Raw genomic sequence first — 21,412 nt, forward strand, 5'->3', positions numbered from 1 at the left:
TTCGGCAGTGTGCAAACCCGCACCGTTCGTGTCGAGCGCAGTCGAGACACCTGCGTCGAAGCCTCTCGACTTCGCTCGAGGCGAACTGAACCAGGAAGTTCTAGCCGAGCAGATCCTCCAGTCCGTAGAACCGCGCTGCCGTGCCTGCGAACAGGGCCGACTTTTCATCGGCGCTGGCCGAGCGGGTCAGGCGCTTGAAGGCGTTCCACAGCACGGCGTAATCCGCGCCCCAATAATCGACCGGGTAGTTGCTTTCGAACATGGCGCGGCGCGGCCCAAAGGCCTCGATGGAGGTTTCGATATAGGGTCGCCACAGCGCGGCCAGGTGTTCCGATCCGTGACCAGCGGCAGGGCCATCTTCGGGCAGGGCGCAGAACGCCATCGCCAGCCCGCCGAGTTTGACCACCACGTTCTCGCAAGCGGCAAGCTCCTTGATATTGTGCCGCCAGATATCGAACCGCTCATGCAGCTTGCCTCTGTAGCGCGCGACCCCCAGCGGGGTACCGCAGTGGTCAAGGCAGATCGGCTGATCGGGAAAGGCGCGGGCAAGGTCGATCACGTCCGGCAGTTGCGGTTCGAGCAGCCACGCGTCGAAGGTCAGCCCGCGCTTGCCAAGCTCGGCGAAACCCTCGCGAAAAGCGGCATCGCGGTAGAGGCCTTCGGGGTGGTGGAACGGCGGGCCGAGCACGTCTGCGTCAGCATCCCATGCGGCGGCATGGCGAATACCTCTGAAACGTCCGGGCGCGGCGGCTTGCAGTGCATCGAGCACTTCGCCAGCGTGGCTGCCGCGGGTCAGATCGGCATGGCCGACGATCCCGGCACAATACCGCGATGGGCCGTACAGCCCGCTCGCCGATTGCGCGGCAACGCCGTTCACGAATTCGACCTCGCCCACCACCTTCAGCGCATCGCCATAGACGCCATTGTAGAAGGCGCCGCATTCCATGAAGACCGTGCCGATGATGTTGTGCCCGCTACCCGACAAATGCGCGTGGAGCTGGTCGAAGGTGTAATGCGCATTATCGACCAGCGCAGCGATGAAGTGGTGATGCGGCTCGGGGAACATCGGCAGCATCGGCCGCAGGTCCCACAGGTGATGATGCGGATCGATGATCGGCAGATCGGGTTCCAGGATGGCTTCGGTCATGTCTCTCTCCCTCGCGCCTTCCTAGGCAGGGACCCTTGCGCGGAAAAGCGCAAAAAGCGTCAGGCGATGGCCCGGTGATAGAGGTGCCAGGTCGCATGGCCCAGCACCGGCAGGGCCACCAGCAGACCGAGAAAACCCGGCAACATCGCCACGAACAGCAGCGCCGCAATTACCGCCGCCCAGGTGAGCATCACCACGAAATTGCGGCGCACTACCGCGAAGCTGGCGATGATTGCGGTCAGGAAATCGACCTTGCGATCAACCAGCAGCGGCAGGCTGATGACGGTCATGGCGTAGAAGGCGAAGGCCATCACGCCGCCGACTGCGCCGCCAACGCCAAGCATCGCAAGGCCTTCGGGCGTCAGCAGTGCGGCGAGGGGATCGCGCCCCATGCCGCTTTCGCCGACGAACACCGCGAAAATCGCATGCGCCACGATCATCCAGAAGGAAAAGGCAACGAATACGATCACCCCCATCGACAGGATCTGGTCATCGCCATGGCCCTTGAGCGCGCCCAGCACTGCACCCCATGTCAGCGGCGCACCGGCCGCGCGCCGCCTGCTTGCCTCATAAAGGCCCACTGCCACAAAGGGCGCGACCAGAGGGAAGCCCGCTATGGCCGGGATCAGCCAGGTGAGATTGCCGCCTGTCACCGTCACCCAGCCGATCAGAAGGCCAGCCAGCACATAGACACCGCCGAAGAACAGGCCAAAGCGCGGCATCGCAAGAAAATCGCGCCAGCCGGTACCGAGCGCCTTGGCGAGATCGCCCAGCGTCAGGTCGCTGGCCACCCGCGGGGGCGACAGAGGCGTGTTCAGGGCGCTGTCCTGTCCGGTCGTTTCCATCTGCGCCTTGCCCTCCCTTGCCACGCTGGCATGAGATTGCGCGCAAATAGCGCGGGCCGCAAGCGGGACTACGGCTACGTCCCCGCCGGACAAGGGTGCTGCCCTGTTTTGCCTCTGGCTTTGGCAGAGCTGCAGGGGCATCTTGCACCCCACATCGAGGAATTTAGCAGGGGATAGCAAATGGCCGATCTGATCTTGCCGGTGCGCATCGACAAGCGGCATCGACTGGCGGCGATCATCCTTGTCGCAAGCATTACTGTGGCCGCGACTAATTTTTTCCTGTTCGGACGCGAGGATTCGGTCCTGTGGGCCATCCACAAGGCGACTGATGGCTGGATCAACGAAAATCTGACCCTGTTCGTGCCGCTGACTCTGGCGATCATCGGCGGGATGGTGATGGCATGGGGCCGCCAGAGCCTTGCCGATCTCGGCCTCGGCGCGGGCTGGGCGGTGCGACTGGTGTTGTTGCTGCTGACCGGATGGACGGTGATGCAGGCCATCGCGCTGGCGGCCGCGCTGGCCAGCGGGATGGGGATCGCGCTCCACCCGGCGTGGGCCAAGTATGGCGCTGGCACGGTGCTGGGCCTGCTGATCGCAATGGTGCTGGGCACGGCGCCGTTCGAGGACGGGCTGTTCCGCGGCTATGTGCTCCCGCAGCTTTATTTTCAGTCGGGTAAGCGCATCGCCAACGAGACTGCCCGCGCAATCGCGGCGCTGCTGCTGTGCGCGGTGATCTTTGCCTTGTGGCACCTGCCGACGATCCTGCTCAACCGCGAGGTAACTGCGGGTGCTGTCGTCGGGGCGCTGGCCTACATGCTACTGGGCGGAGTGATGCTGGGTCTGCTGTACCTGCGCACCGGGCGGTTGGAGATCGTGATCGCCCTGCACGCACTGGTCAATGCGCCGACGATGCTGGTCGCAAGCCCGCTCCCCGGATCGGCACTGGCCGGTCTTGTGGGTGTGGCGGCGATCATTGCCGGGCCATTTCTTGCCGGCCAGCGCTGGTCGCCCGGGCTGGTGCGCTTCGTGCCGCGCTAACCGGCAACCGCGCTGTTCGCCGCCGAAAGCACCGCACGCACGCTGGCGGTGGCCACGTCTTCGTCGATCCCGCAGCCCCAGATGGTGCGACCGTCAGGGGAGCGGCATTCCAGGTAGGCCGCCGCGCGCGCGTCCGTCCCGGTGCCAAGCGCGTGTTCGGTGTAGTCGACCACATCGAGCGTCACACCGAAGGCCTCGCGCAAGGTCCCCATCACGCTGGAAATCAACCCGTTGCCGCGTCCCGAGACGCTCTGCTCCACGCCGTCCACTGCGATGGTGCCGGCAAAGATCCGGGTGCCGTCGGACGCGCGGCTTTCTTCATAGCGGACCAGCTGGAAGTGCTTGGGGTGGGTCTTGACGTGGTAGGCGCGGCGGAAGGCGTCCCAGATGTCGGCGGCGTTCAGTTCCCGGCCCAACGCGTCGGCCATGTGCTGGACGTGCTTCGAGAAATCGGCCTGCATCTTCTTGGGCAGCTTGAGGCCCTGATCCTTCTCCAGCACCCAGGCGAACCCGCCCTTGCCGGATTGCGAATTGACCCGGATCACCGCTTCGTACGAGCGGCCAAGGTCGGCCGGATCGATCGGCAGATAGGGCACGCGCCATGCCTCGTCATTCTGCGTCTCGCGCGCCTCGAAGCCCTTCTTGATCGCGTCCTGATGGCTGCCCGAAAAGGCGGTGTAGACCAGCTCCCCGCCATAGGGGTGGCGCTGGTGGACGGGGATGTCGTTGCAATATTCCACCGTCTCGATCACCCGGTCGATGTCCGAGAAATCGAGGCCCGGATCGACCCCTTGCGTGTAGAGATTGAGCGCCATCGTCACGAGGCAGCAATTGCCGGTGCGCTCGCCATTGCCGAACAGGCAGCCCTCGACCCGGTCAGCGCCCGCCATCAGGCCGAGCTCTGCCGCCGCAACGCCGGTGCCGCGGTCGTTGTGGGTGTGCAGGGACAGGATCGCACTCTCGCGGTTTGGCAGGTGACGGCAGAAATATTCGATCTGGTCGGCGTAGATATTGGGCGTCGCTGCCTCGACTGTGGCGGGCAGGTTGAGGATGATCGGGTGTTCGGGGGTGGGTGCAAGCACCTCCATCACCGCCGCGCAGACCTCGATGCTGAAGTCGAGTTCGGCGGTGGAGAAGGTTTCCGGCGAGTACTGGAAGTGCCAGTCCGTGCCGGGATAGCGCGCGGCCTCATCCCGCATCACCTTGGCGCCCGCGATGGCGATGGCCTTCACCTCGTCCTTGCTCATGCGGAACACGATGTCGCGCCATGCGGGGCTGACCGCGTTGTAGAGGTGGACGATCGCCGCGCGGGCGCCCTCAAGGCTGGCAAAGCTGGTGCGGATCAGGTCTTCGCGGCTTTGGGTCAGCACCTGCACGATCACGTCGTCGGGGATCGCATCGGCTTTGACGAGGCCGGAGATGAAATCGAACTCGGTTGCGCCGGCGCTGGGGAAACCGATCTCGATTTCCTTGAGGCCGACCTCAACCAGCAGGTCAAAGAAGCGGCGCTTCTTCACCGCGTCCATCGGATCGATAATCGACTGGTTGCCGTCGCGCAGATCGGTCGAAAGCCAGCGCGGGGCTTGCTCGATCAGCTTTGAGGGCCATTGGCGGTTCGGCAGATCGATCTGGCCGAAAGGACGATACTTGGCGGCAGGATGCTTGAGCATGGGCATGAAAGAAGGCTCGTCGCGGAAAGGGAAGGGACAGTGCGGCGGTTCACCCTTGGGAGCGGGCCGCTCGCGTCCGAGGCGCGCGGCTTCCTACGCCCAAGGGCGCATAAGTCGAAGCAGCAGCGCAAGTCCGTTTCCAGCCATGGTGGCTCTCATTGCCGATAATTGCGCCATATGCAAGCCGGGAATGGGACTGATTGCGTCGATGCCTCAGCCGCAGCGCGCATCGCGGATGATGTTCTGCGCATCGAGCATGATCGACAGGCGCGGGTTGGTGGGATCGGGGTTGACGTAGCCGCCGCTGCCATGTGCGACGAAGCGCAGGTTGTCGGTCCGGCCCAGAACCTGCGCAATCTGCGCACGCGTGGCTTGATCGGCCTGTCGACCGATGAACGGCCCCATCAAGGGTGCGCCGCAGGTTCGGGAAGCCGGATCGGTCAGGGTTCCGCGCGCAAAGGGGCCGGGTGCTGCGCCGGGCAGGGGAGCGGCAACCTGTGGCGTGGCCGTTGCAGCGGGGGCCGGGGCAGGGGTCTCACCCGAAACGGCCCCCGGTGTTGCTGCCGCAGTGCCTTGCCCGATCCGGGCGGCAAAGCTGTCTGCATCATTGCCCGGCCCCTTGGCCGGCTCGCTCCCGCAAGCCGCCAGCGCGAGCGCAAGAGCAGACAGCGCGAGAGGAAAGGCGCGTTTGGCTGTGGTGGTCATGGTCACTGGTCCCTGTTATCCGGCACGTCCAAAACGCGCCCAGCGTTACCGGTTTATGACAGGACTGGTTTTAGTTGCGACTGCGAAGCCTGTCCGGAGTGAGCTGCTCGATCCGCGTCACACCCATCAGCCGCATTCCGCGCTCGATTTCGTCCTTGAGAATGCCGAGCGCGCGCTCGACGCCCTCCTGACCTGCTGCCGCCAGTGCATAGAGATAGAGCCGCCCGCCCGAAGCCGCGGTCGCGCCGCTGCACAGCGCCTTGAGCACATGGGTGCCGCGCCGCACGCCGCCGTCGCAGATGATCTCGATCTGCCCGCCGACCGCGTCAACAATCTCGGGCAACTGGTCGAAGGGCGCGCGGCTACCGTCGAGTTGCCGCCCGCCATGGTTCGAGATCATGATCGCATCCGCGCCGATCTCCATCGCGCGGCGTGCGTCGGCTACGCTCATCACGCCCTTGAGCACGAAAGTCCCGCCCCAATCCTGGCGGATGCGCGCGGCGGTGTCCCAGTCCATCGCGGTGTCGAGCATGGTGTTGAAATATTCAGCGATGCTCACCGCCTTGCCGCTGCCTTCGGTGACATGGGTATCGAGATTGGGCAGGCGGAACTTTTCGCGCAGCACATAGTCGAGTGTCCAGCGCGGGCGGGTGGCGTAGCTCCAGATGCTTGCCGGGGTAAAGCGCGGCGGGGTGGTGAAGCCGCTCCGCAGGCACCGCTCACGCTTGCCGGAAACGATGGTGTCGACCGTCAGCGCCAGCGCATCGAACTTCGCCGCCTGACAGCGTTCGATCATGTGGGTGTTCAGGCCGGAGTCCTTGTGGACATAGAGCTGGAACAGCTTGGGGCCGCTTGTCAGCGCAGCGATCTCCTCGATCGAGCGGGTGGCGAGGCTGGAGATGCCGAACCACAAGCCGAATTTCTCCGCCGCCTTCGCCACTGCCGTCTCGCCCTGCCAGTGGAAGGCGCGCTGCACGGCGGTGGGCGAGAGCATCAGCGGGAGCGCGGATTTCCTGCCCAGAATCGTGCAGGAGGTGTCGATCTTTTCCACGCCCGCCAGCACATCCGGCACCAGATCGACGCCCGCGAAAGCGGCGGTGTTCCTCGCCTTGGTCAGTTCATCATCGGCCGCCCCGTCGATATAGTCGAACACGGGGAAGGGCAGGCGGGCTTTGGCCAGCCGCCGGAAATCATCGATATTGTGGCAATCGGACAGACGCATCGTGGTTCGCGGCCTGCCCGATTGATGGGGGTGTGTCGAGAGGGACTTACTGCTTCTCGAAGGCGACGCTGATGTCCAGTTCCACCTCGTCGCTGACGAAGGGGATGCCATAGTTTACGCCGAAGTCAGAACGCTTGATTTCGGTTTCGGCTTCGAAGCCCACGGTTTCCTTCTTGTTGAAGGGGTTGATGCCTGCACCGGTGAATTCTGCCTCGAAGGTGACCTCTTTGGTCACGCCATTAAGCGTTAGATCGCCGGTGATTTCCGCCATCATCCCGTCGGCCTTGACCGCGGTCGAGACAAAGCGGGCTGCGGCAGGCGAGGGGCCGAAGAAATCGGGCTTGCCGCCATCCTTGCCCGCGCGCAGCAGGTGCTCAGTCAGGCCCTTGCTGGCGGTGGTCACGCTGGCGACCGGGATCGTCACATCGACCTTGGAGGCGGAAAGATTCGCCGGATCCAGCTCCAGCGTACCAGCCACATCGCCGAAGATGCCATAGTAATCGTTGAAGCCGAAGTGATTGACTTCAAACGCGATCAGCGAATGGCCCGGATCAGCGGCATAGGTTCCGGCAGTGACGCGCGAGGCGTCCTGAACGCCAGGCACTTCGGGCGCGCCTTGCGCAAAAAGAGAAGGGGCAAGGCTGATGCCGCCAGTGACGGCAGCCAGAGTGGCGACGGCAGCAGCAGCAAAGGCGAAGCGGTTCATCGGGGATGGCCTCCTGTTGGTACAGTCAGCCAACCCCCGATCCCCTTGTAAGTTCCTCGGCCTGCCGCCTCAGTTCTTCGCCTTGTCGACGAGCTTATTGGCGCTGATCCACGGCATCATCGCGCGCAGCTTTGCGCCGGTCTGTTCGATCGGGTGAGCCTCGGCCTGCTTGCGTGCGGCCTTGAGTTCGGGCTGCCCTGCGCGGTTGTCGAGCACGAAATTCTTCACGAAGCGGCCCGACTGGATGTCGGCCAGCACGCGCTTCATTTCGGCCTTGGTTTCCGCCGTTATGATGCGCGGCCCGGTGGTGATGTCGCCATATTCGGCGGTGTTGCTGATCGAATAGCGCATGTTGGCGATGCCGCCTTCATAGAGCAGGTCGACGATCAGCTTGGTTTCGTGAAGGCACTCGAAATAGGCCATTTCTGGGGCGTAGCCGGCCTCGACCAGGGTTTCGAAACCGGCCTGGATCAGGTGGGTGATCCCGCCGCACAGCACCGCCTGCTCGCCGAACAGGTCGGTTTCGCATTCCTCGCGGAAGTTGGTTTCGATGATCCCCGAACGCCCGCCGCCGACGGCGCTGGCATAGGCGAGCGCCACGTCATGCGCGCTGCCGGTGGCGTCCTGGTGGATCGCGATCAGGCACGGCACGCCGCCGCCCTTCACATATTCGCTGCGGACGGTGTGGCCCGGGCCCTTGGGCGCAATCATGATGACGTCGATGTCGGCGGGCGCTTCGATCAGGCCGAAATGGATGTTGAGCCCGTGGGCAAAGGCGAGCGCCGCGCCGGGCTTCATGTGGCCCTTGAGGTCGTTCTCCCAGATCGCGGCCTGATGTTCATCGGGCGCGAGGATCATGATGATGTCGGCCCACTGCGCGGCCGCCGTGTTGGAGAGCACCTTGAAGCCCGCGGCTTCCGCCTTCTTGGCGGTCGCCGAACCTTCGCGCAGAGCAATGGCGACTTCGGCCACGCCGGAATCGCGCAGGTTCTGGGCGTGGGCGTGGCCTTGCGAACCATAGCCTACAATCGCGACCTTCTTGGGCTTGATCAGATTGAGATCGGCGTCGGCGTCGTAATAGACTTTCATTTCTTCTTTCCTCGTCATTCCGGCGAAGGCCGGAACCCAGTCCCGGCGATAGTGAAAATGGATCCCGGCCTGCGCCGGGAAGACGGTAACTTGCGAAAACACTAGGCCCCCTGCGCCCCGCGCATCATGCCCACGATTCCCGTGCGCCCCACCTCGACCAGCCCCAGCTCGCGCATCAATGCGATGAAGCTGTCGACCTTGTCCGGCGGCCCGGTGATCTCGAAGATGAAGCTTTCGGTGGTGGTATCGACGGGCCGGGCGCGGAAGATGTCGGCGAGGCGCAGCGCCTCGACCCGCTTTTCGCCTGTGCCGGTGACCTTGATCAGCGCCAGCTCGCGCTCGACATGCGGCCCGGCGGTGGTGAGGTCGGTGACCTTGTGCACCGGCACCAGCCGTTCAAGCTGCGCCTCGATCTGGTCGATCACCTGCGGCGGGCCGTTGGTGACGATGGTGATGCGGCTGACGGCGTGGTCCTCGGTGATGTCGGCCACGGTCAGGCTGTCGATATTGTATCCGCGCGCGGTGAACAGCCCGGTGATCTTGGCGAGGATCCCCGGCTCGTTGTCGACGGTGACCGCCAGAACATGGCGCTCGGAGGCGGCTTCAGCGATTTTCATGGGCATGGAGGGTGTCCTTAGACCAGCGCCTTGGCTTCGTCGTCCATCGTGCCGTCGACCTTGTCGCCGTAGAGCAGCATCTCGGTGTGCGCGGCGCCGCTCGGGATCATCGGCAGGCAGTTGGCATCCTGCGCGACGAGGCAATCGACGATCACCGGGCCGTCGTGGTCGAGCATCCGCATGATGCCATCGTCCAGATCGCGTTCTTCCGTGATGCGGATGCCCTTCCAGCCATAGGCTTCCGCCAGCTTCACGAAGTCGGGCAGGCTGTCCGAATAGCTGTTGGAATAGCGGCTCTCATAGGTCAGTTCCTGCCACTGGCGGACCATGCCCATATATTCGTTGTTGAGGATGAAGATCTTGACCGGCAGGCGGTATTGCGACGCGGTGCCGAGTTCCTGGATGTTCATCTGGATCGAGGCTTCGCCCGCGATGTCGATCACCAGCGCGTCTGGGTGGCCCAATTGTGCGCCGATCGCGGCGGGCAGACCATAGCCCATCGTCCCGAGCCCGCCTGACGTGAGCCACTTGTTCGGGTCTTCAAAGCCGAAATACTGCGCCGCCCACATCTGATGCTGACCGACTTCGGTGGTGATGATCGGCTTCCTGGCGTGCGTAAGGGCATGGAGCCGCTCGACCGCCTTTTGCGGCATGATCATGCCGGGGTTCTTGGTGCTGCGCTCCGGATAGGCGAGGCATTCACGCGCGCGCCAGCCGGCGATCCGCGCCTTCCACTCGCCGAGGTTTTTCGGCTCTCGGCTGCCCCATGTCTCGATCAGCTGTGCCAACACCGTGCCGCAGTCGCCGACAATGCCCATGTCCACCGGCACTGTCTTGTTGATCGAGGACCGGTCGATATCGATGTGGATCTTTTTGGAATTGGGCGAGAAGGCATCCAGCCGCCCCGTCACCCGGTCATCGAAACGCGCGCCGATGCACACCATCACATCGCACTGGTTCATCGCCATATTGGCTTCATAGGTGCCGTGCATCCCCAGCATCCCGAGCCAATCGGGGTGCTGCGAGGGAAAGGCACCAAGGCCCATCAGGGTCGAGGTGACGGGTGCGCCGGTGATGTCCTGAAACCGGCGCAGCAGCGCGCTGGCCTCAGGCCCGGAATTGATCACCCCGCCGCCGGTGTAGAAAATCGGGCGCTGGGCTGCGGCGATCATTTCGACCGCTTCGATGATCTGTTCGGGCGGCGCGACGGTCTGCGGGGCGTAGCGATGCGATCCGGCCCGCACCAGCGCGCGGCGTTCCGAAGGCACGGCAATCTGGACGTTCTTGGGAATGTCGATCACGACCGGACCGGGCCTGCCGGTGGTCGCGATCAGGAAGGCCTCCTTGATCGTCGCGGCGAGATCGGCCGGGTCCTTCACCAGATAATTATGCTTGGTGCAGTGCCGCGTGATGCCGATGGTGTCGGCTTCCTGAAAAGCGTCGGTGCCAATCAGCGCAGTCGGAACCTGTCCGGTGATGACCACCATCGGGATCGAATCCATCCATGCGTCCGCAATGCCGGTGATCGCGTTGGTCGCCCCCGGACCGCTGGTGACGAGCACCACGCCCGGCTTGCCGGTCGCGCGCGCATAGCCTTCGGCGGCATGGGCCGCGCCTGCTTCGTGGCGTACGAGAATATGGCGGATGCGTTCATCGCCGAACAATTCGTCGTAGATCGGCAGCACCGCGCCGCCCGGATAGCCGAACACGAATTCGACACCCTGTTCGATCAGGCACTGAACAAGGATCGCCGCGCCGCTCATCGCGGTTTCGTTCGCCGGGACGGCGGTGTTCGGGGTAGGGGCCGGCTTGTCGGGCACAAGGCACTCCATCTGACGGAACCCTCGGGGCCGCAGTGGGCCGCAGGGGCGTGAATAAACAAAACCGGCCCGACGCATGGGGGCGCATCGGGCCGAGAGAGACGCCCGCTATCTGTTATAATCTGATAGGTCAAGCCTTAATTGCGCAATAATGATGCGAAAAGAGCCTTAAGGTCGATATTTTCATGCCCCTGTCCGATGGTCGCCCGAGGCCATTCGGGTGGCGGCTGCCGTCGGAACCAGGTGAACTGGCGCTTGGCATAGTTGCGCGTGGCCTGACTGCCGGCTGCAATCACCCCATCCTTGTCCAGCACGCCTTCCAGCATCGCGGCAATTTCCGGCACACCGATGGCATGCATCACCGGCAGATCGGGATCGAGCCCGCGCGCCAGAAGGCTCTCGACCTCCTCTACGGCGCCGTTTTCGAGCATCGCGGCGAAGCGATGGTTGCAGCGGTCGTAAAGCCATGTGCGATCGGGTTCTATTACCAGCGGGTGCAGCGCGATCTCCTCGGCGATCCCACCTGACTTGGCGAGCTGCCAATCGGCCAGGGTCACGCCGGTCGAGCGTTTGACTTCCAGCGCGCGGGCGATGCGCTGGCGGTCGCCCGGATCAAGTTCGGCAGCGCGCAGCGGGTCTTCGATCTGAAGGAGCTTGTAGGCCGCGTCATCGGGCAGGGCGCGCACAGCGGCGCGGATATCGGGGTCGATGGCGGGGATCGGCGCAATGCCCTCCAGCAGCACTTTCAGATACAACCCCGTGCCGCCGACAAGGATCGGTACGGCCCCGGATGCGTGAACATCGGCAATCTCGGCCTTGGCCCTTTCCGCCCAGGCGGCAGCGGAACATGCCTCGTTGCCGTCCCACGCGCCGAACAGGCGGTGTTCGACGCCTTCCATCTCCGCCTCGGAGGGGCGGGCAGAAAGCACCTGTAAATCGGCATAGACCTGTGCGGAATCGGCATTGATGATCACGCCGCGCTGCCCGGCCTTTGCCAGACGATGGGCGAGGGCTAGCGCAAACGCGCTCTTGCCGCTAGCGGTCGGCCCTGCAATGAGCGCGACCGGCAAGGCTGGAGAAATGGAAATGCTCATCGCGCGGCTGATAGCAGACACGGCGACAAGTGAAACGCGTCTCGATACGCTTTCGGGCGCTTTGCAGGCGGCAGGGATGCCGTTGACCGCTGCTGCCATGCCCGAAGACGATGACGGCTTGCTGGAACTGCATATTGCTGCCGACGATCCGGCGGCGGTGCTGGCGCTGATCGACAAGGTGTTCGATCCGACTGATATGCTGGCGGCGCGCGGGGCCATCGAAGTGCCGCGTCTGTTCGTATCGGACATGGATTCGACCATGATCGGGCAGGAATGCATTGATGAGCTGGCCGACTACGCGGGGATCAAGCCCGAGATTGCCGAAATCACCGAACGCGCCATGCAAGGCGAACTCGATTTCGAAGCGGCCTTGCGCGAACGCGTGGCCCTGCTTGCCGGACTCGATGAAACCGCGATTGCGACCTGTCTGGCTGAACGGATCCGCGCAACACCGGGCGCAGCGACGCTGGTGGCCACGCTGGCCGGACTGGGAACACGCACCGTACTGGTGACGGGAGGCTTCCACCACTTTGCGGACCCAGTCGCAGAAATGCTCGGCTTCCACCGTGTCGTCGGCAACCGGCTCGCGGTCGAGGGTGGTAAGCTCACCGGCGGACTGGTTGGTCCGGTCACGGACAGCGCCGTAAAGGCGGCGGTCCTCAAGGAGGAAGCCGCTCAGCTAGGCGAGGGCGCCCACAGCCTTGCAACCGGAGACGGCGCCAATGACATTCCCATGATCGAGGCGGCAACCTATGGCTTTGCTTATCGCGCCAAGCCCAAGGCGCGCGCGGCCGCCAATGGACGGATCGATGCCGGTGATCTTACTGCGGTGCTTCGTCTTTTGGGTGTTCCGCGGTCGCAGTGGCGGGAGGTTTGATGACAGGCGCGGAACGTGCGGCTGAAAAATGGGTTTTCTTTTATGACCCGAATCGGCTATTAACATTGATGTAAGCAAGTAAGGCTAGGCTCAGCCCGTCTTGAAGGATCAATTAGTGATGAAACGTTCCGCCCGCGATGCCTACACCCGGCTGCATGCCTCTGATGGCACGGTGCTGCTGCATCCCGAACGTCCGGCCGCACGTTATCGCCCCTTGCGCGCCGTCAAGGCGTTTCAGGCGCTGATCAAGGACAAGGAAGACACTTCGCTGGTCTTCAAGATCTTCGAATCGCTGCCGTCGAACGACTTCATGCCCCGCGTGCGCGATCTGGCGCTGTCTGAGCAGGGCGAGATGCTGCGTTCCACCGAACCCAGCCTGCCCGAAATTCTCGATGACCACGCCGCCCTGCGCCGCACGCCCAAAGGTAGTCTTGCGCACGCCTATTGCGATTTCATGGAGAGCGAAGGGCTGAGCGCCGCCGGTCTTGTGGCCGAGGCAGAGCGCCTTGGCCGCGCCAAGTACCCGGATCTCGTGCAATGGTTCATGGAACGCTCGCGCGATACGCATGATCTGTTTCATGTCCTGACCGGCTATGGCCGCGATGCGCTGGGCGAACAATGCGTCCTGCTGTTCACGCACGGCCAGTCCCCCAGTCAGGGGCATCTGCTGATCGGTTATGCCGGGGCAGCGAACATCGCCAAGATGATCAAGGGCAGCAAGGCGCCGGTGTTCGGTGCTGTGCGCCAGGCCCATCGGACCGGCAAGGGCGCGCCGCAACTGATGGCGCAGCCGATCCGCGAACTGCTTGCGCGCCCGATCGATGAAGTGCGGGCCGAACTGCGCATCCCCGAACCGAGCCAGTATCGCGAATGCCACCGCGTCTGGCAGGCCGAAGGGATTGATCCCTACGACCTGCTGGCCACAAAGGCCAAGACTGACGAACCTGCGTTGCTGGCGGCCTGAGCGCGCATGATCAAAGCCAGCTGGCGATCTGCTCCAGCGGCTTTTTGATCAGGGCGTGGGTAGGCACGGTTGCGTCCGCTGCCGGATGACCGGCGACGATGATCATCACCGGCTTTTCCCATTCGGGCCGTCCACAAATTTCGCGCAGGAACCCCATCGGCGAGGGCGTGTGGGTGAGTGTCGCCAGCCCCGCTTCGTGCAACGTAGCCAGCAGCATCCCGCAAGCAATGCCGACGCTTTCGTTCACGTAGTAGTTCTGAGTAACGCCATCCTCGGCAATCCCGCCTTTGCGTTGCGCAAAGACGATGATCAACCAAGGTGCCGTCTCCAGAAAGGGCTTGTCGGCATCGGTGCCAAGCGGGCCGAGTGCCTCCAGCCATTCGGCGCTGGCCTTGGGGTCACCGCCCGCCGCGCCATAGAAGCGCCGCTCCTCAGCCTCGGCGGCCTCTCTGATCGCGCGTTTCCTTTCCGGGGAGGCAATGGCCGTGAAGTGCCAGGGCTGGTGATTGGCGCCGGATGGTGCGCTGCCCGCCGCGTCGATTGCCGCCTCGATCACCGCACGCGGCACCGGTCCATCGGAAAACGACCGGCAGGTCCGGCGCTGGCGAAGCCTTGCGGCCATCAAGCGGGCGCGGGCGATAGCTTCTTCGTCCGGCAAAGCGGGCAGGCTGTAGGGCAGGGTCTCGGGATCGTGCATCGGCCTGACCTTTCAGGAAGGGTAATGGACTATCAACTGACACGCATGTTAATTGTTGACCCTGGCGCGCATTCGCGACTCGAACCAAGGATGTTACAGGCATGGCTGTCACCGATCTTCCGCTGATCGCGCCCGACCGCAAGCTATCGGGCTTTCGCCCGCTCAAGGTGCTGCATCACTTCGGCAAGCTGGTCGAGGACAAGGAAGACACCGAGCAGGTGTTCCACATCATCGAGGCGACCAAAGGGCGGCGCAGCCATGCGCAGGCCCATGCTTTCATCTGCTCGCCGGAAGGCCAGCGGTTCCTGCGGGAAGGCGTCGATATCCCCGCGATGCTCGACGATCACGACCGCTGGGCCGATTGCGGCCCGAACACGGTCGCCGCGCATTATATCGCCTTCATGAAGCGCGAAGGGCTTTCGGCGGCGGGTCTGGTGGCGGAAAGCCACAAGTGGGCGCCGCCCGAAACCCTGCCGAAAGACCAGACCCAGTGGTATTTCGATCGCCTGCGCGACACGCATGATCTGTTTCATGTCCTGACCGGCTATGGCCGCGATGCGCTGGGCGAGGCCAGTCTGCTCGCCTTCAGCTACGAGCAGAACCACAACAAGGGCATCCTGTTCATCGCCTATGCCGGCGCGCGCCAGATCAGGAAGGTGAGCGGCACCAAGGCGCCGGTGTTCGCCGCGATCAAGGAAGGGCGCAGGCTCGGCAAGGCTGCGGCGAAGATCGCGCATCAGGACATCGCCGCGCTGATGCGCGAGGATATCGACGCGGCGCGGGCGCGGCTCGGTATCGGCAAGCCGGAGGTTTACCGCCAGTGCCTCGCTATCCTTCAGGACGAAGGTGTGGCGCGCGATGAGCTGACGCTGGGCGGGGCGGGGGCGCAGGCGGCCTAGGCCACCTTACCCTTCCATCCATTCGTCAAAGAAACGCTGGTTGGCAGCGCGCAGCTCGCTAAGCGGCACGCCCAGCACCTTGTCTCCGCCCACAGTGCCGATCCGCTGGAAGCCGATCTGCGCGGTCTCGTCGTTGCGGGTGCCCTTGGCGAGCGCCGCGTTGAGCGCGGCGACGTCCGGCACAGTCACCAGATAGCGTCCCTGATCCTCGCCGAACCACCACTGGGCGGGGGTATAGGCGGGGTTCCCCGGTTCGACCTCGGCGCCAATGTTGCCAGCCAGCGCCATCTCCGCGAGCGCGACCGCAAGGCCGCCATCGGAAAGGTCATGAACCGCGTTGACGAGGCCATCGGCTATCAACTCGTGGATGATTTCGCCCGCGTTCTTTTCCACGGTGAGGTCGGTCGGCGGGGTGCGTCCTGCCTCCATCCCCTTGACCACGCGCAGCCACAGAGACTGGCCGAGGTGCGAGCGGGTGGGATCGGGCTTGGCCCAGAACTCCGGGCCGACGAGGTAGATCGCATCGCCCGCCTGTTTGAAGTGCATGGTCATCATTTTCGCAAGGTCAGTGATGATGCCGACGCCGCCGATGGCCGGGGTGGGCAGAATTGCCGAGCCGCCCCCGGTCGCCTTGGATTCGTTGTAAAGGCTGACGTTCCCCGACACGATGGGGAAGTCCAATGCCCGGCAGGCATCGCCCATGCCGTCGAGGGCGTGGACGATCTGCGCCATGATTTCGGGGCGCTGCGGATTGGCGAAGTTGAGGCAGTTGGTCACCGCCAAGGGCCGTGCGCCCACGGCACACAGGTTGCGATAGGCCTCGGCAATCGCTTGCTTGCCACCCTCATAGGGGTCGGCGAAGACATAGCGCGGCGTGCAATCAGTGGTGATGGCGAGCGCCTTGCCCGTTCCATGCACCCGCACCACACCCGCATCGCCGCCGGTCTGAAGCGTGTCGGCACCGACCTGCGAATCATACTGCTCGGCAATCCAGCCGCGCGAGGCGAGATCGGGCGAGGCCATCAGCTTGAGGAGGTCCGCCGCCACGTCGTCAGTCGCAGGCACTTCGCCCAGCGGCTTGACGCCCGCCCATGCGGCATATTCCTCCTTCGACAGATAAGGCCGGTCATAGAGCGGGGCTTCATCGGCCAGCGGGGCCAGCGGAATGTCGCACACCACTTCGCCATTGAATTCTAGTACCATGTGGCCGGTATCAGTGACTTCGCCGATCACCGCGAAGTCCAGCTCCCACTTCTTGAAGATCGCTTCGGCCATGGCTTCCTTGCCGGGCTTCAGCACCATGAGCATCCGCTCCTGGCTTTCGGAAAGCATCATTTCGTAAGGCGTCATGCCGGTTTCGCGGCACGGCACCTTGTTCATGTCGAGCCGGATGCCCGCGCCGCCCTTCGACGCCATCTCGACGCTGGAGGAGGTCAGGCCTGCTGCGCCCATATCCTGAATCGCGACGATGGCATCGGTCGCCATCAGTTCGAGGCAGGCTTCGATCAGCAGCTTTTCGGTGAAGGGATCGCCGACCTGCACCGTCGGGCGCTTGGCCTCGGCATCCTCGCCGAAATCGGCGCTCGCCATGGTTGCGCCGTGAATCCCGTCGCGCCCGGTCTTGGAGCCGACATAGACAATCGGGTTTCCGAGGCCGGTGGCGGCGGAATAGAAGATCTTGTCCTGATCGGCGACGCCCACGGTCATGGCGTTCACAAGGATGTTGCCATCGTAAGCCGGGTGGAAATTGGTCTCCCCCGCAACGGTCGGCACGCCGACGCAATTGCCATAGCCGCCAATCCCAGCGACCACACCTTGCACCAGATGCTTCATCTTGGGGTGTTCCGGCCGACCGAAGCGCAGCGCATTGGCATTCGCCATCGGCCGCGCCCCCATGGTGAAGACATCGCGCAGGATGCCGCCGACGCCGGTGGCCGCGCCCTGATAGGGCTCAATGTAACTCGGGTGGTTGTGGCTCTCCATCTTGAAGATCGCCGCCTGACCGTCACCGATGTCGATCACGCCCGCGTTCTCGCCCGGACCGCAGATCACCCACGGCGCCTCGGTCGGCAGCTTCTTGAGGTGCAGGCGCGAGGACTTGTAGCTGCAATGCTCTGACCACATCACCGAAAAGATGCCGAGCTCCACCAGATTCGGCTCGCGGCCCAGAGCGTGAAGGACGCGCTCGTATTCCTCGGGAGAAAGGCCGTGCTGTTCGACGATTTCGGGGGTGATGGTGGGCGTCTGGGACATGGGCAAGGGACTCCTTGCGCCGCCCCCTAGATCACTGCGCCGACAAGGCCAAGCCGCCGCGTTTCCTGAACCAGCGATTCTCCCCGACCCACGCGGCCATCACTGTCAGGACGGCAAAGGCGACCAAAGCCTGAAGATACAGGAACAGCCCTGCGCTTTGGGGGTGCGGCGCGAACCAGTTGACGAGCTGGAACAGCAGCATCACCCCCAGCAGCACCAAGGGCGGCCCCGCAGGCCCACGCGTCCGGCGGATATAGAACGCGAAGGCACCCAGCGTCAGCAGCAGTTCGAGCGGCATGGCCACCGTGGGATAATTCCACAGCCCCAGACCGAACTTGGGCGGCGTGCCATCAATGGTCAGATCGGGGACATGTACGAGCCAGTCGAGCAGCCAGTGCGACAGCACGACCAGTCCGGCCAGCAGCCCTACGGCGAGATCGCGGCGATGAATGCCCACTATGCCCAGGAACGCCGCAGCCCAGATACCCGCGCCGACAAGGCTATGGGTGTAGGGCATGTGATAGAGATCGAATGGCACCATCACACTTGCCGCCGGATCAATCCGCATCCGTTCAACGCCGATGGCAGCAAGAGCAAAGAACCCCCAATCGACCAGCTGCGCCGCGATGAACATCGCCCCAAGCCGCGGCCGATCAGGGGTGACGGCAGCGGCGATAAAGGCCGGGGCGAAGTGGCCGATGAACATTTCAGGCGGCAGGCGCTGTCGGGACGAAGCGCAGCACTGCCCAGCACGCGATCGCGCTCGCCGCGCCGGTCACAAAGGCACCCCACAGGATATCGAGCACGCTGACATGGGTCGCCCACACCTTCATCACCGCCTGCGAGGTGAGGTCAAAGGTGGCATAGCACAGTGCGCCGAGCAGAATTCCGTTGAGCATGGCCGCCTGAACGCCGCCGCCTGCAAGGCCGGGCTTGATCGCGAACCAGCAGATCCCGGCAATGTAGATGAGGTAGAAGGCAACCGCTGCCGGCAGGTTGAAATCCTTGGCCATGATCTCGCCGATCACCGGCCGGTAGAGATTGACCGAGGCCCAGCGCAGCCACACCGCGTCAAGCGCCAGAAACGACACTGCTGCAACGCCATAGGCGATGATCCATTTCAACATTCGCAGAATATCCCTGTGTTTCCTGAGCCCGCCCGTCACCGCCAGCCTTGACCGCACCGCTGCGCCCCGTCAATGCTTGCCGCCATGGACGAGGGCACAGCATCACCGGCGACCAGCGCGCCGGACATTTCGCGTATGAGCTTCGAGGAGGCGCTCGCTGCGCTCGAAGGGATCGTGCAGCAGCTTGAACGCGGCGACGTGCCGCTTGATCAGTCGATCGGGCTGTATGAACGCGGCGAGGCGCTGCGGGCGGCGTGTCAGCAGCGACTCGATGCAGCGCAGGCGCGGATCGAGCGGATCGTCACCGCCGCCGATGGCCGGGCGACCGGCACGGCCGCGTTCGACACGGAAAGTTGAACGCCATGCTCGCCGATACCCAGAGCACGGTGCTTAGCGATGCGATCAAGCGGGTCCAGTCCGAGATCGATTCGCTGTTCGATGCGTTGCTGCCCGTGCCGGACGATACCAGCGCGCGCCTGATCGAGGCCATGCGCTATGCCGCGATCGGCGGGGGCAAGCGGGTGCGCCCGCTGCTGGTGGTCAGCACCGCCGCCCTGTTCGGCGTCTCGCGCGATGCGGCACTGCGCGCGGGCGCGGCGATCGAGGCGATCCATGTCTATTCGCTGATCCACGATGATTTGCCCTGCATGGACAATGACGATCTGCGTCACGGCAAGCCTACGCTGCACAAGGTCTATGACGAGGCGACAGCCGTGCTGGCTGGCGATGCGCTCCACGCGCTGGCGTTTGAAATCCTCGCCGATGATGCCACCAGCGAAGACCCCTTCACCCGCAGCGAGTTGATCCTGACGCTGGGCAAGGCCAGCGGCATGCACGGCATGGCGGGCGGCCAGATGATGGACATGGTCGCCGATGAAGAGGGCGTTCAGTACGATCTCCACACCATCACCCGCCTGCAACAGCTGAAAACCGGCGCGTTGCTGGCCGCCAGTGTCGAGATGGGGGCGGTTCTCGGCAAGGTTTCCCCGCCAGGCCGCGCGCATCTGCGGGCCTATGCCCGCGATATTGGCCTCGCATTCCAGATTGCCGACGATCTGCTGGATGTGGAGGGCGATCAGGACAAGGCGGGCAAGGCGCTGCGCAAGGATGACGAGCAGGGCAAGCAGACCTTCGTTACCTTGCTTGGCGTGGACCGGGCGCGGGAACAGGCGCGTGCGCTGGTCGACCAGGCAATCCAGCGGCTGTCTTCCTACGGCAGCGAGGCGGACGTGCTGCGCGCGCTGGCTCGCTATATCGTCGAACGCGACCACTGACCCGGACGCAACCACCGGGCGCCGCGCCGAAAGAGAGGATACCTGCCATGACACGCCGCGTCGGGATCTATCCCGGGACTTTCGACCCCATCACCCTTGGCCATGCCGACATTATCCGGCGCGGCTCCAAGCTGGTCGATCACCTGATCATCGGTGTCACCACCAACATCGCGAAAAGCCCGATGTTCTCGGACGCTGAACGCATTGCCATGGTCGAGCGTGAAGTCGCCAGCCTCGGTCTCGCCAATGTCGAGGTCGTTGGGTTCAATGCCTTGCTGGTTGACTTTGCCGATGCGCAAGGCGCCTCGGTCGTGGTGCGCGGTATTCGCGGGGTGACCGACTTCGAATATGAATATCAGCTCACCGGCATGAACCGGCAGCTCAACGACAAGGTGGAAACGATCTTCCTGATGGCGGATGTCAGCCTCCAGCCGATCGCCAGCCGATTGGTCAAGGAAATCGCGCTTTATGGCGGCGATATTGCCAAGTTTGTCAGCCCTGCGGTGTGCGCGGACGTTATGGCCCGGGTTCGCCAACAGGGGCTCAAGGGCGGTCGTTAGGCGTTGTCCCTGTCGGTAAGGGCGCTTCATTCATTGAAGTGTCAGCCGGGCAGGGCTAAACGGCCTCGCGAAACCGGATGGAACGATGATCACAGTGAAGCTCTCGCCTGCTCTTGCCGCTCTTCTCATGATGGCCGCGCCTCACGCTGCGAGCGCGCAGGCACAGCGCGACGATACGCCGCCTGTGGCCTTCGGCGACGATGCCGACAAGGACGGGGACGAGGACGAGGCCGCACCAGCGGCCATGCGCACCTATGCACCGATCAATTACGATGTTTCCGCCGATCCCGAAAACATCTGGGTGCTCGACCTATCAAATGGCCAGAGGGTCAAGATCCGGCTTCAGGCTGACTGGGCGCCGGGCCATGTCGAACGCATCAAGACGCTGACGCGCCGCGGCTTTTATGATGGCGTGGTGTTCCACCGCGTAATCGATGGCTTCATGGCGCAGGGCGGCGATCCGACCGGCACCGGCCAGGGCGGCAGCGAGCTTCCCGACCTCAAGGCGGAATTCAATCCCATGCCGCATGTGCGCGGCACGCTGTCGATGGCCCGTGCATCCGAAGAAGACAGCGCCAACAGCCAGTTCTTCATCGTCTTCTATCCGCGCTTCAGCCTCGACAAGAAATATACCAATTTCGGCCGGGTGATCGAGAACATGGAAGCGGTCGATGCGATCAACCGGGGCGAGCCGCCGAGCGAGCCGACCTATATCGTGCAGGCCTCTATCGCAGCCGACAACAAGGCACCGCCGCCCCCCCTGCGCCGGTGGATGATGCCCCGATCTCGGCCGACATGTTGAGCGCGC

The 21,412-nt window shown here is 64.0% G+C and carries 22 protein-coding genes; 8 read left to right on the forward strand and 14 right to left on the reverse strand.

Annotation, left to right across the window (positions count from 1 at the left end; all coding sequences use genetic code 11):
• Positions 1 to 100 precede the first annotated feature (100 nt).
• Positions 101 to 1,147, reverse strand: a complete 1,047-nt coding sequence (locus CHX26_RS10430) for an amidohydrolase family protein (protein ID WP_104942302.1) — start codon at positions 1,145 to 1,147, stop codon at positions 101 to 103.
• 59 nt (positions 1,148 to 1,206) lie between these two features.
• Positions 1,207 to 2,016 carry a DUF2189 domain-containing protein gene (locus tag CHX26_RS10435; RefSeq protein ID WP_233997121.1) on the reverse strand — a complete coding sequence of 270 codons (810 nt, stop codon included), beginning with the start codon at positions 2,014 to 2,016 and terminating at the stop codon, positions 1,207 to 1,209.
• A 156-nt stretch (positions 2,017 to 2,172) separates the two neighbouring features.
• Here CHX26_RS10435 and CHX26_RS10440 point away from each other — a divergent pair, with 156 nt between their 5' ends.
• On the forward strand, positions 2,173 to 3,030 hold the full coding sequence (locus CHX26_RS10440) for a CPBP family intramembrane glutamic endopeptidase (RefSeq protein ID WP_104942303.1): 858 nt from the start codon (positions 2,173 to 2,175) through the stop codon (positions 3,028 to 3,030).
• Here the strand turns inward: CHX26_RS10440 and leuA are convergent.
• From leuA to miaA, 8 genes are all read right to left on the reverse strand, one after another.
• Positions 3,027 to 4,706 carry a 2-isopropylmalate synthase gene (leuA, locus tag CHX26_RS10445; protein WP_104942304.1) on the reverse strand — a complete coding sequence of 560 codons (1,680 nt, stop codon included), beginning with the start codon at positions 4,704 to 4,706 and terminating at the stop codon, positions 3,027 to 3,029. The two genes, CHX26_RS10440 and leuA, sit on opposite strands and share 4 nt — an antisense overlap.
• A 207-nt stretch (positions 4,707 to 4,913) precedes the next feature.
• Positions 4,914 to 5,405 carry a hypothetical protein gene (locus tag CHX26_RS10450; protein ID WP_104942305.1) on the reverse strand — a complete coding sequence of 164 codons (492 nt, stop codon included), beginning with the start codon at positions 5,403 to 5,405 and terminating at the stop codon, positions 4,914 to 4,916.
• A 70-nt stretch (positions 5,406 to 5,475) separates the two neighbouring features.
• Positions 5,476 to 6,627 (reverse strand): alpha-hydroxy acid oxidase, encoded by a 1,152-nt coding sequence (locus CHX26_RS10455; RefSeq protein ID WP_104942306.1) that lies wholly within the window; start codon positions 6,625 to 6,627, stop codon positions 5,476 to 5,478.
• 46 nt (positions 6,628 to 6,673) lie between these two features.
• Positions 6,674 to 7,333 carry a YceI family protein gene (locus tag CHX26_RS10460; RefSeq protein ID WP_104942307.1) on the reverse strand — a complete coding sequence of 220 codons (660 nt, stop codon included), beginning with the start codon at positions 7,331 to 7,333 and terminating at the stop codon, positions 6,674 to 6,676.
• 69 nt (positions 7,334 to 7,402) lie between these two features.
• The gene (gene ilvC, locus CHX26_RS10465; RefSeq protein WP_104942308.1) at positions 7,403 to 8,422 is read right to left on the reverse strand and encodes a ketol-acid reductoisomerase; all 1,020 of its coding nucleotides are present in this window, start codon (positions 8,420 to 8,422) and stop codon (positions 7,403 to 7,405) included.
• A gap of 101 nt (positions 8,423 to 8,523) precedes the next feature.
• Positions 8,524 to 9,039, reverse strand: a complete 516-nt coding sequence (gene ilvN, locus CHX26_RS10470) for an acetolactate synthase small subunit (RefSeq protein WP_104942309.1) — start codon at positions 9,037 to 9,039, stop codon at positions 8,524 to 8,526.
• A gap of 17 nt (positions 9,040 to 9,056) precedes the next feature.
• The gene (gene ilvB / locus CHX26_RS10475; protein ID WP_104943382.1) at positions 9,057 to 10,802 is read right to left on the reverse strand and encodes a biosynthetic-type acetolactate synthase large subunit; all 1,746 of its coding nucleotides are present in this window, start codon (positions 10,800 to 10,802) and stop codon (positions 9,057 to 9,059) included.
• A 194-nt stretch (positions 10,803 to 10,996) separates the two neighbouring features.
• Positions 10,997 to 11,953, reverse strand: a complete 957-nt coding sequence (miaA, locus tag CHX26_RS10480; protein ID WP_104942310.1) for a tRNA (adenosine(37)-N6)-dimethylallyltransferase MiaA — start codon at positions 11,951 to 11,953, stop codon at positions 10,997 to 10,999.
• Between miaA and serB the strand changes: the two genes are divergently transcribed.
• Together serB and CHX26_RS10490 are read left to right on the forward strand one after the other, a co-directional pair.
• Positions 11,940 to 12,830 carry a phosphoserine phosphatase SerB gene (gene serB, locus CHX26_RS10485; RefSeq protein WP_442956909.1) on the forward strand — a complete coding sequence of 297 codons (891 nt, stop codon included), beginning with the start codon at positions 11,940 to 11,942 and terminating at the stop codon, positions 12,828 to 12,830. The two genes, miaA and serB, sit on opposite strands and share 14 nt — an antisense overlap.
• Before the next feature lie 118 nt (positions 12,831 to 12,948).
• Entirely contained in the window at positions 12,949 to 13,794 is an 846-nt protein-coding gene (locus tag CHX26_RS10490) for a Coq4 family protein (protein WP_104942311.1), read from the forward strand.
• A gap of 10 nt (positions 13,795 to 13,804) precedes the next feature.
• Here the strand turns inward: CHX26_RS10490 and CHX26_RS10495 are convergent, their stop codons facing one another.
• Positions 13,805 to 14,491 (reverse strand): nitroreductase family protein, encoded by a 687-nt coding sequence (locus CHX26_RS10495; RefSeq protein ID WP_104942312.1) that lies wholly within the window; start codon positions 14,489 to 14,491, stop codon positions 13,805 to 13,807.
• Positions 14,492 to 14,592: 101 nt separating this feature from the next.
• On the opposite strand from CHX26_RS10495, the gene CHX26_RS10500 reads away from it, so the two are divergent.
• On the forward strand, positions 14,593 to 15,390 hold the full coding sequence (locus tag CHX26_RS10500; RefSeq protein ID WP_104942313.1) for a Coq4 family protein: 798 nt from the start codon (positions 14,593 to 14,595) through the stop codon (positions 15,388 to 15,390).
• A 6-nt stretch (positions 15,391 to 15,396) separates the two neighbouring features.
• Here the strand turns inward: CHX26_RS10500 and purL are convergent, their stop codons facing one another.
• From purL to CHX26_RS10515, 3 genes are read right to left on the reverse strand one after another with little or no spacing between them, the layout of a single operon-like run.
• Positions 15,397 to 17,643: a phosphoribosylformylglycinamidine synthase subunit PurL gene (gene purL, locus CHX26_RS10505; RefSeq protein WP_104942314.1), complete on the reverse strand. Its 2,247-nt coding sequence runs from the start codon at positions 17,641 to 17,643 to the stop codon at positions 15,397 to 15,399.
• Between the two features lie 31 nt (positions 17,644 to 17,674).
• Complete coding sequence (locus CHX26_RS10510) at positions 17,675 to 18,349, reverse strand: hypothetical protein (protein ID WP_104942315.1); 675 nt, start codon at positions 18,347 to 18,349, stop codon at positions 17,675 to 17,677.
• Position 18,350: 1 nt separating this feature from the next.
• On the reverse strand, positions 18,351 to 18,770 hold the full coding sequence (locus CHX26_RS10515) for a DUF2177 family protein (protein ID WP_104942316.1): 420 nt from the start codon (positions 18,768 to 18,770) through the stop codon (positions 18,351 to 18,353).
• Between the two features lie 84 nt (positions 18,771 to 18,854).
• On the opposite strand from CHX26_RS10515, the gene CHX26_RS10520 reads away from it, so the two are divergent.
• From CHX26_RS10520 to CHX26_RS10535, 4 genes are all read left to right on the forward strand, one after another.
• Complete coding sequence (locus CHX26_RS10520; protein ID WP_104942317.1) at positions 18,855 to 19,127, forward strand: exodeoxyribonuclease VII small subunit; 273 nt, start codon at positions 18,855 to 18,857, stop codon at positions 19,125 to 19,127.
• 5 nt (positions 19,128 to 19,132) lie between these two features.
• Positions 19,133 to 20,044: a polyprenyl synthetase family protein gene (locus CHX26_RS10525; RefSeq protein WP_104942318.1), complete on the forward strand. Its 912-nt coding sequence runs from the start codon at positions 19,133 to 19,135 to the stop codon at positions 20,042 to 20,044.
• A gap of 47 nt (positions 20,045 to 20,091) precedes the next feature.
• On the forward strand, positions 20,092 to 20,604 hold the full coding sequence (gene coaD / locus CHX26_RS10530; RefSeq protein ID WP_104942319.1) for a pantetheine-phosphate adenylyltransferase: 513 nt from the start codon (positions 20,092 to 20,094) through the stop codon (positions 20,602 to 20,604).
• Positions 20,605 to 20,689: 85 nt separating this feature from the next.
• Positions 20,690 to 21,406 (forward strand): peptidylprolyl isomerase, encoded by a 717-nt coding sequence (locus CHX26_RS10535; protein ID WP_233997122.1) that lies wholly within the window; start codon positions 20,690 to 20,692, stop codon positions 21,404 to 21,406.
• The last annotated feature ends 6 nt before the right edge of the window (positions 21,407 to 21,412 follow it).

Origin of the sequence: Porphyrobacter sp. HT-58-2 (assembly GCF_002952215.1) — a bacterium.
Lineage (GTDB): Bacteria > Pseudomonadota > Alphaproteobacteria > Sphingomonadales > Sphingomonadaceae > Erythrobacter.

Bases quoted from the DNA above. Each gene is read 5' to 3' on its own strand.
- CHX26_RS10455 (WP_104942306.1), bottom strand. From the start codon at position 6,627: ATGCGTCTGTCCGATTGCCACAATATCGATGATTTCCGGCGGCTGGCC.
- ilvN (WP_104942309.1), bottom strand. From the start codon at position 9,039: ATGAAAATCGCTGAAGCCGCCTCCGAGCGCCATGTTCTGGCGGTCACC.
- CHX26_RS10515 (WP_104942316.1), bottom strand. From the start codon at position 18,770: ATGTTGAAATGGATCATCGCCTATGGCGTTGCAGCAGTGTCGTTTCTG.
- CHX26_RS10460 (WP_104942307.1), bottom strand. From the start codon at position 7,333: ATGAACCGCTTCGCCTTTGCTGCTGCTGCCGTCGCCACTCTGGCTGCC.
- CHX26_RS10500 (WP_104942313.1), top strand. From the start codon at position 14,593: ATGGCTGTCACCGATCTTCCGCTGATCGCGCCCGACCGCAAGCTATCG.
- CHX26_RS10495 (WP_104942312.1), bottom strand. From the start codon at position 14,491: ATGCACGATCCCGAGACCCTGCCCTACAGCCTGCCCGCTTTGCCGGAC.
- CHX26_RS10430 (WP_104942302.1), bottom strand. From the start codon at position 1,147: ATGACCGAAGCCATCCTGGAACCCGATCTGCCGATCATCGATCCGCAT.
- CHX26_RS10490 (WP_104942311.1), top strand. From the start codon at position 12,949: ATGAAACGTTCCGCCCGCGATGCCTACACCCGGCTGCATGCCTCTGAT.
- CHX26_RS10535 (WP_233997122.1), top strand. From the start codon at position 20,690: ATGATCACAGTGAAGCTCTCGCCTGCTCTTGCCGCTCTTCTCATGATG.
- leuA (WP_104942304.1), bottom strand. From the start codon at position 4,706: ATGCCCATGCTCAAGCATCCTGCCGCCAAGTATCGTCCTTTCGGCCAG.
- CHX26_RS10440 (WP_104942303.1), top strand. From the start codon at position 2,173: ATGGCCGATCTGATCTTGCCGGTGCGCATCGACAAGCGGCATCGACTG.
- CHX26_RS10510 (WP_104942315.1), bottom strand. From the start codon at position 18,349: ATGTTCATCGGCCACTTCGCCCCGGCCTTTATCGCCGCTGCCGTCACC.
- purL (WP_104942314.1), bottom strand. From the start codon at position 17,643: ATGTCCCAGACGCCCACCATCACCCCCGAAATCGTCGAACAGCACGGC.
- CHX26_RS10520 (WP_104942317.1), top strand. From the start codon at position 18,855: ATGGACGAGGGCACAGCATCACCGGCGACCAGCGCGCCGGACATTTCG.
- CHX26_RS10450 (WP_104942305.1), bottom strand. From the start codon at position 5,405: ATGACCACCACAGCCAAACGCGCCTTTCCTCTCGCGCTGTCTGCTCTT.
- CHX26_RS10525 (WP_104942318.1), top strand. From the start codon at position 19,133: ATGCTCGCCGATACCCAGAGCACGGTGCTTAGCGATGCGATCAAGCGG.
- ilvB (WP_104943382.1), bottom strand. From the start codon at position 10,802: ATGAGCGGCGCGGCGATCCTTGTTCAGTGCCTGATCGAACAGGGTGTC.
- serB (WP_442956909.1), top strand. From the start codon at position 11,940: ATGGAAATGCTCATCGCGCGGCTGATAGCAGACACGGCGACAAGTGAA.
- miaA (WP_104942310.1), bottom strand. From the start codon at position 11,953: ATGAGCATTTCCATTTCTCCAGCCTTGCCGGTCGCGCTCATTGCAGGG.
- coaD (WP_104942319.1), top strand. From the start codon at position 20,092: ATGACACGCCGCGTCGGGATCTATCCCGGGACTTTCGACCCCATCACC.
- ilvC (WP_104942308.1), bottom strand. From the start codon at position 8,422: ATGAAAGTCTATTACGACGCCGACGCCGATCTCAATCTGATCAAGCCC.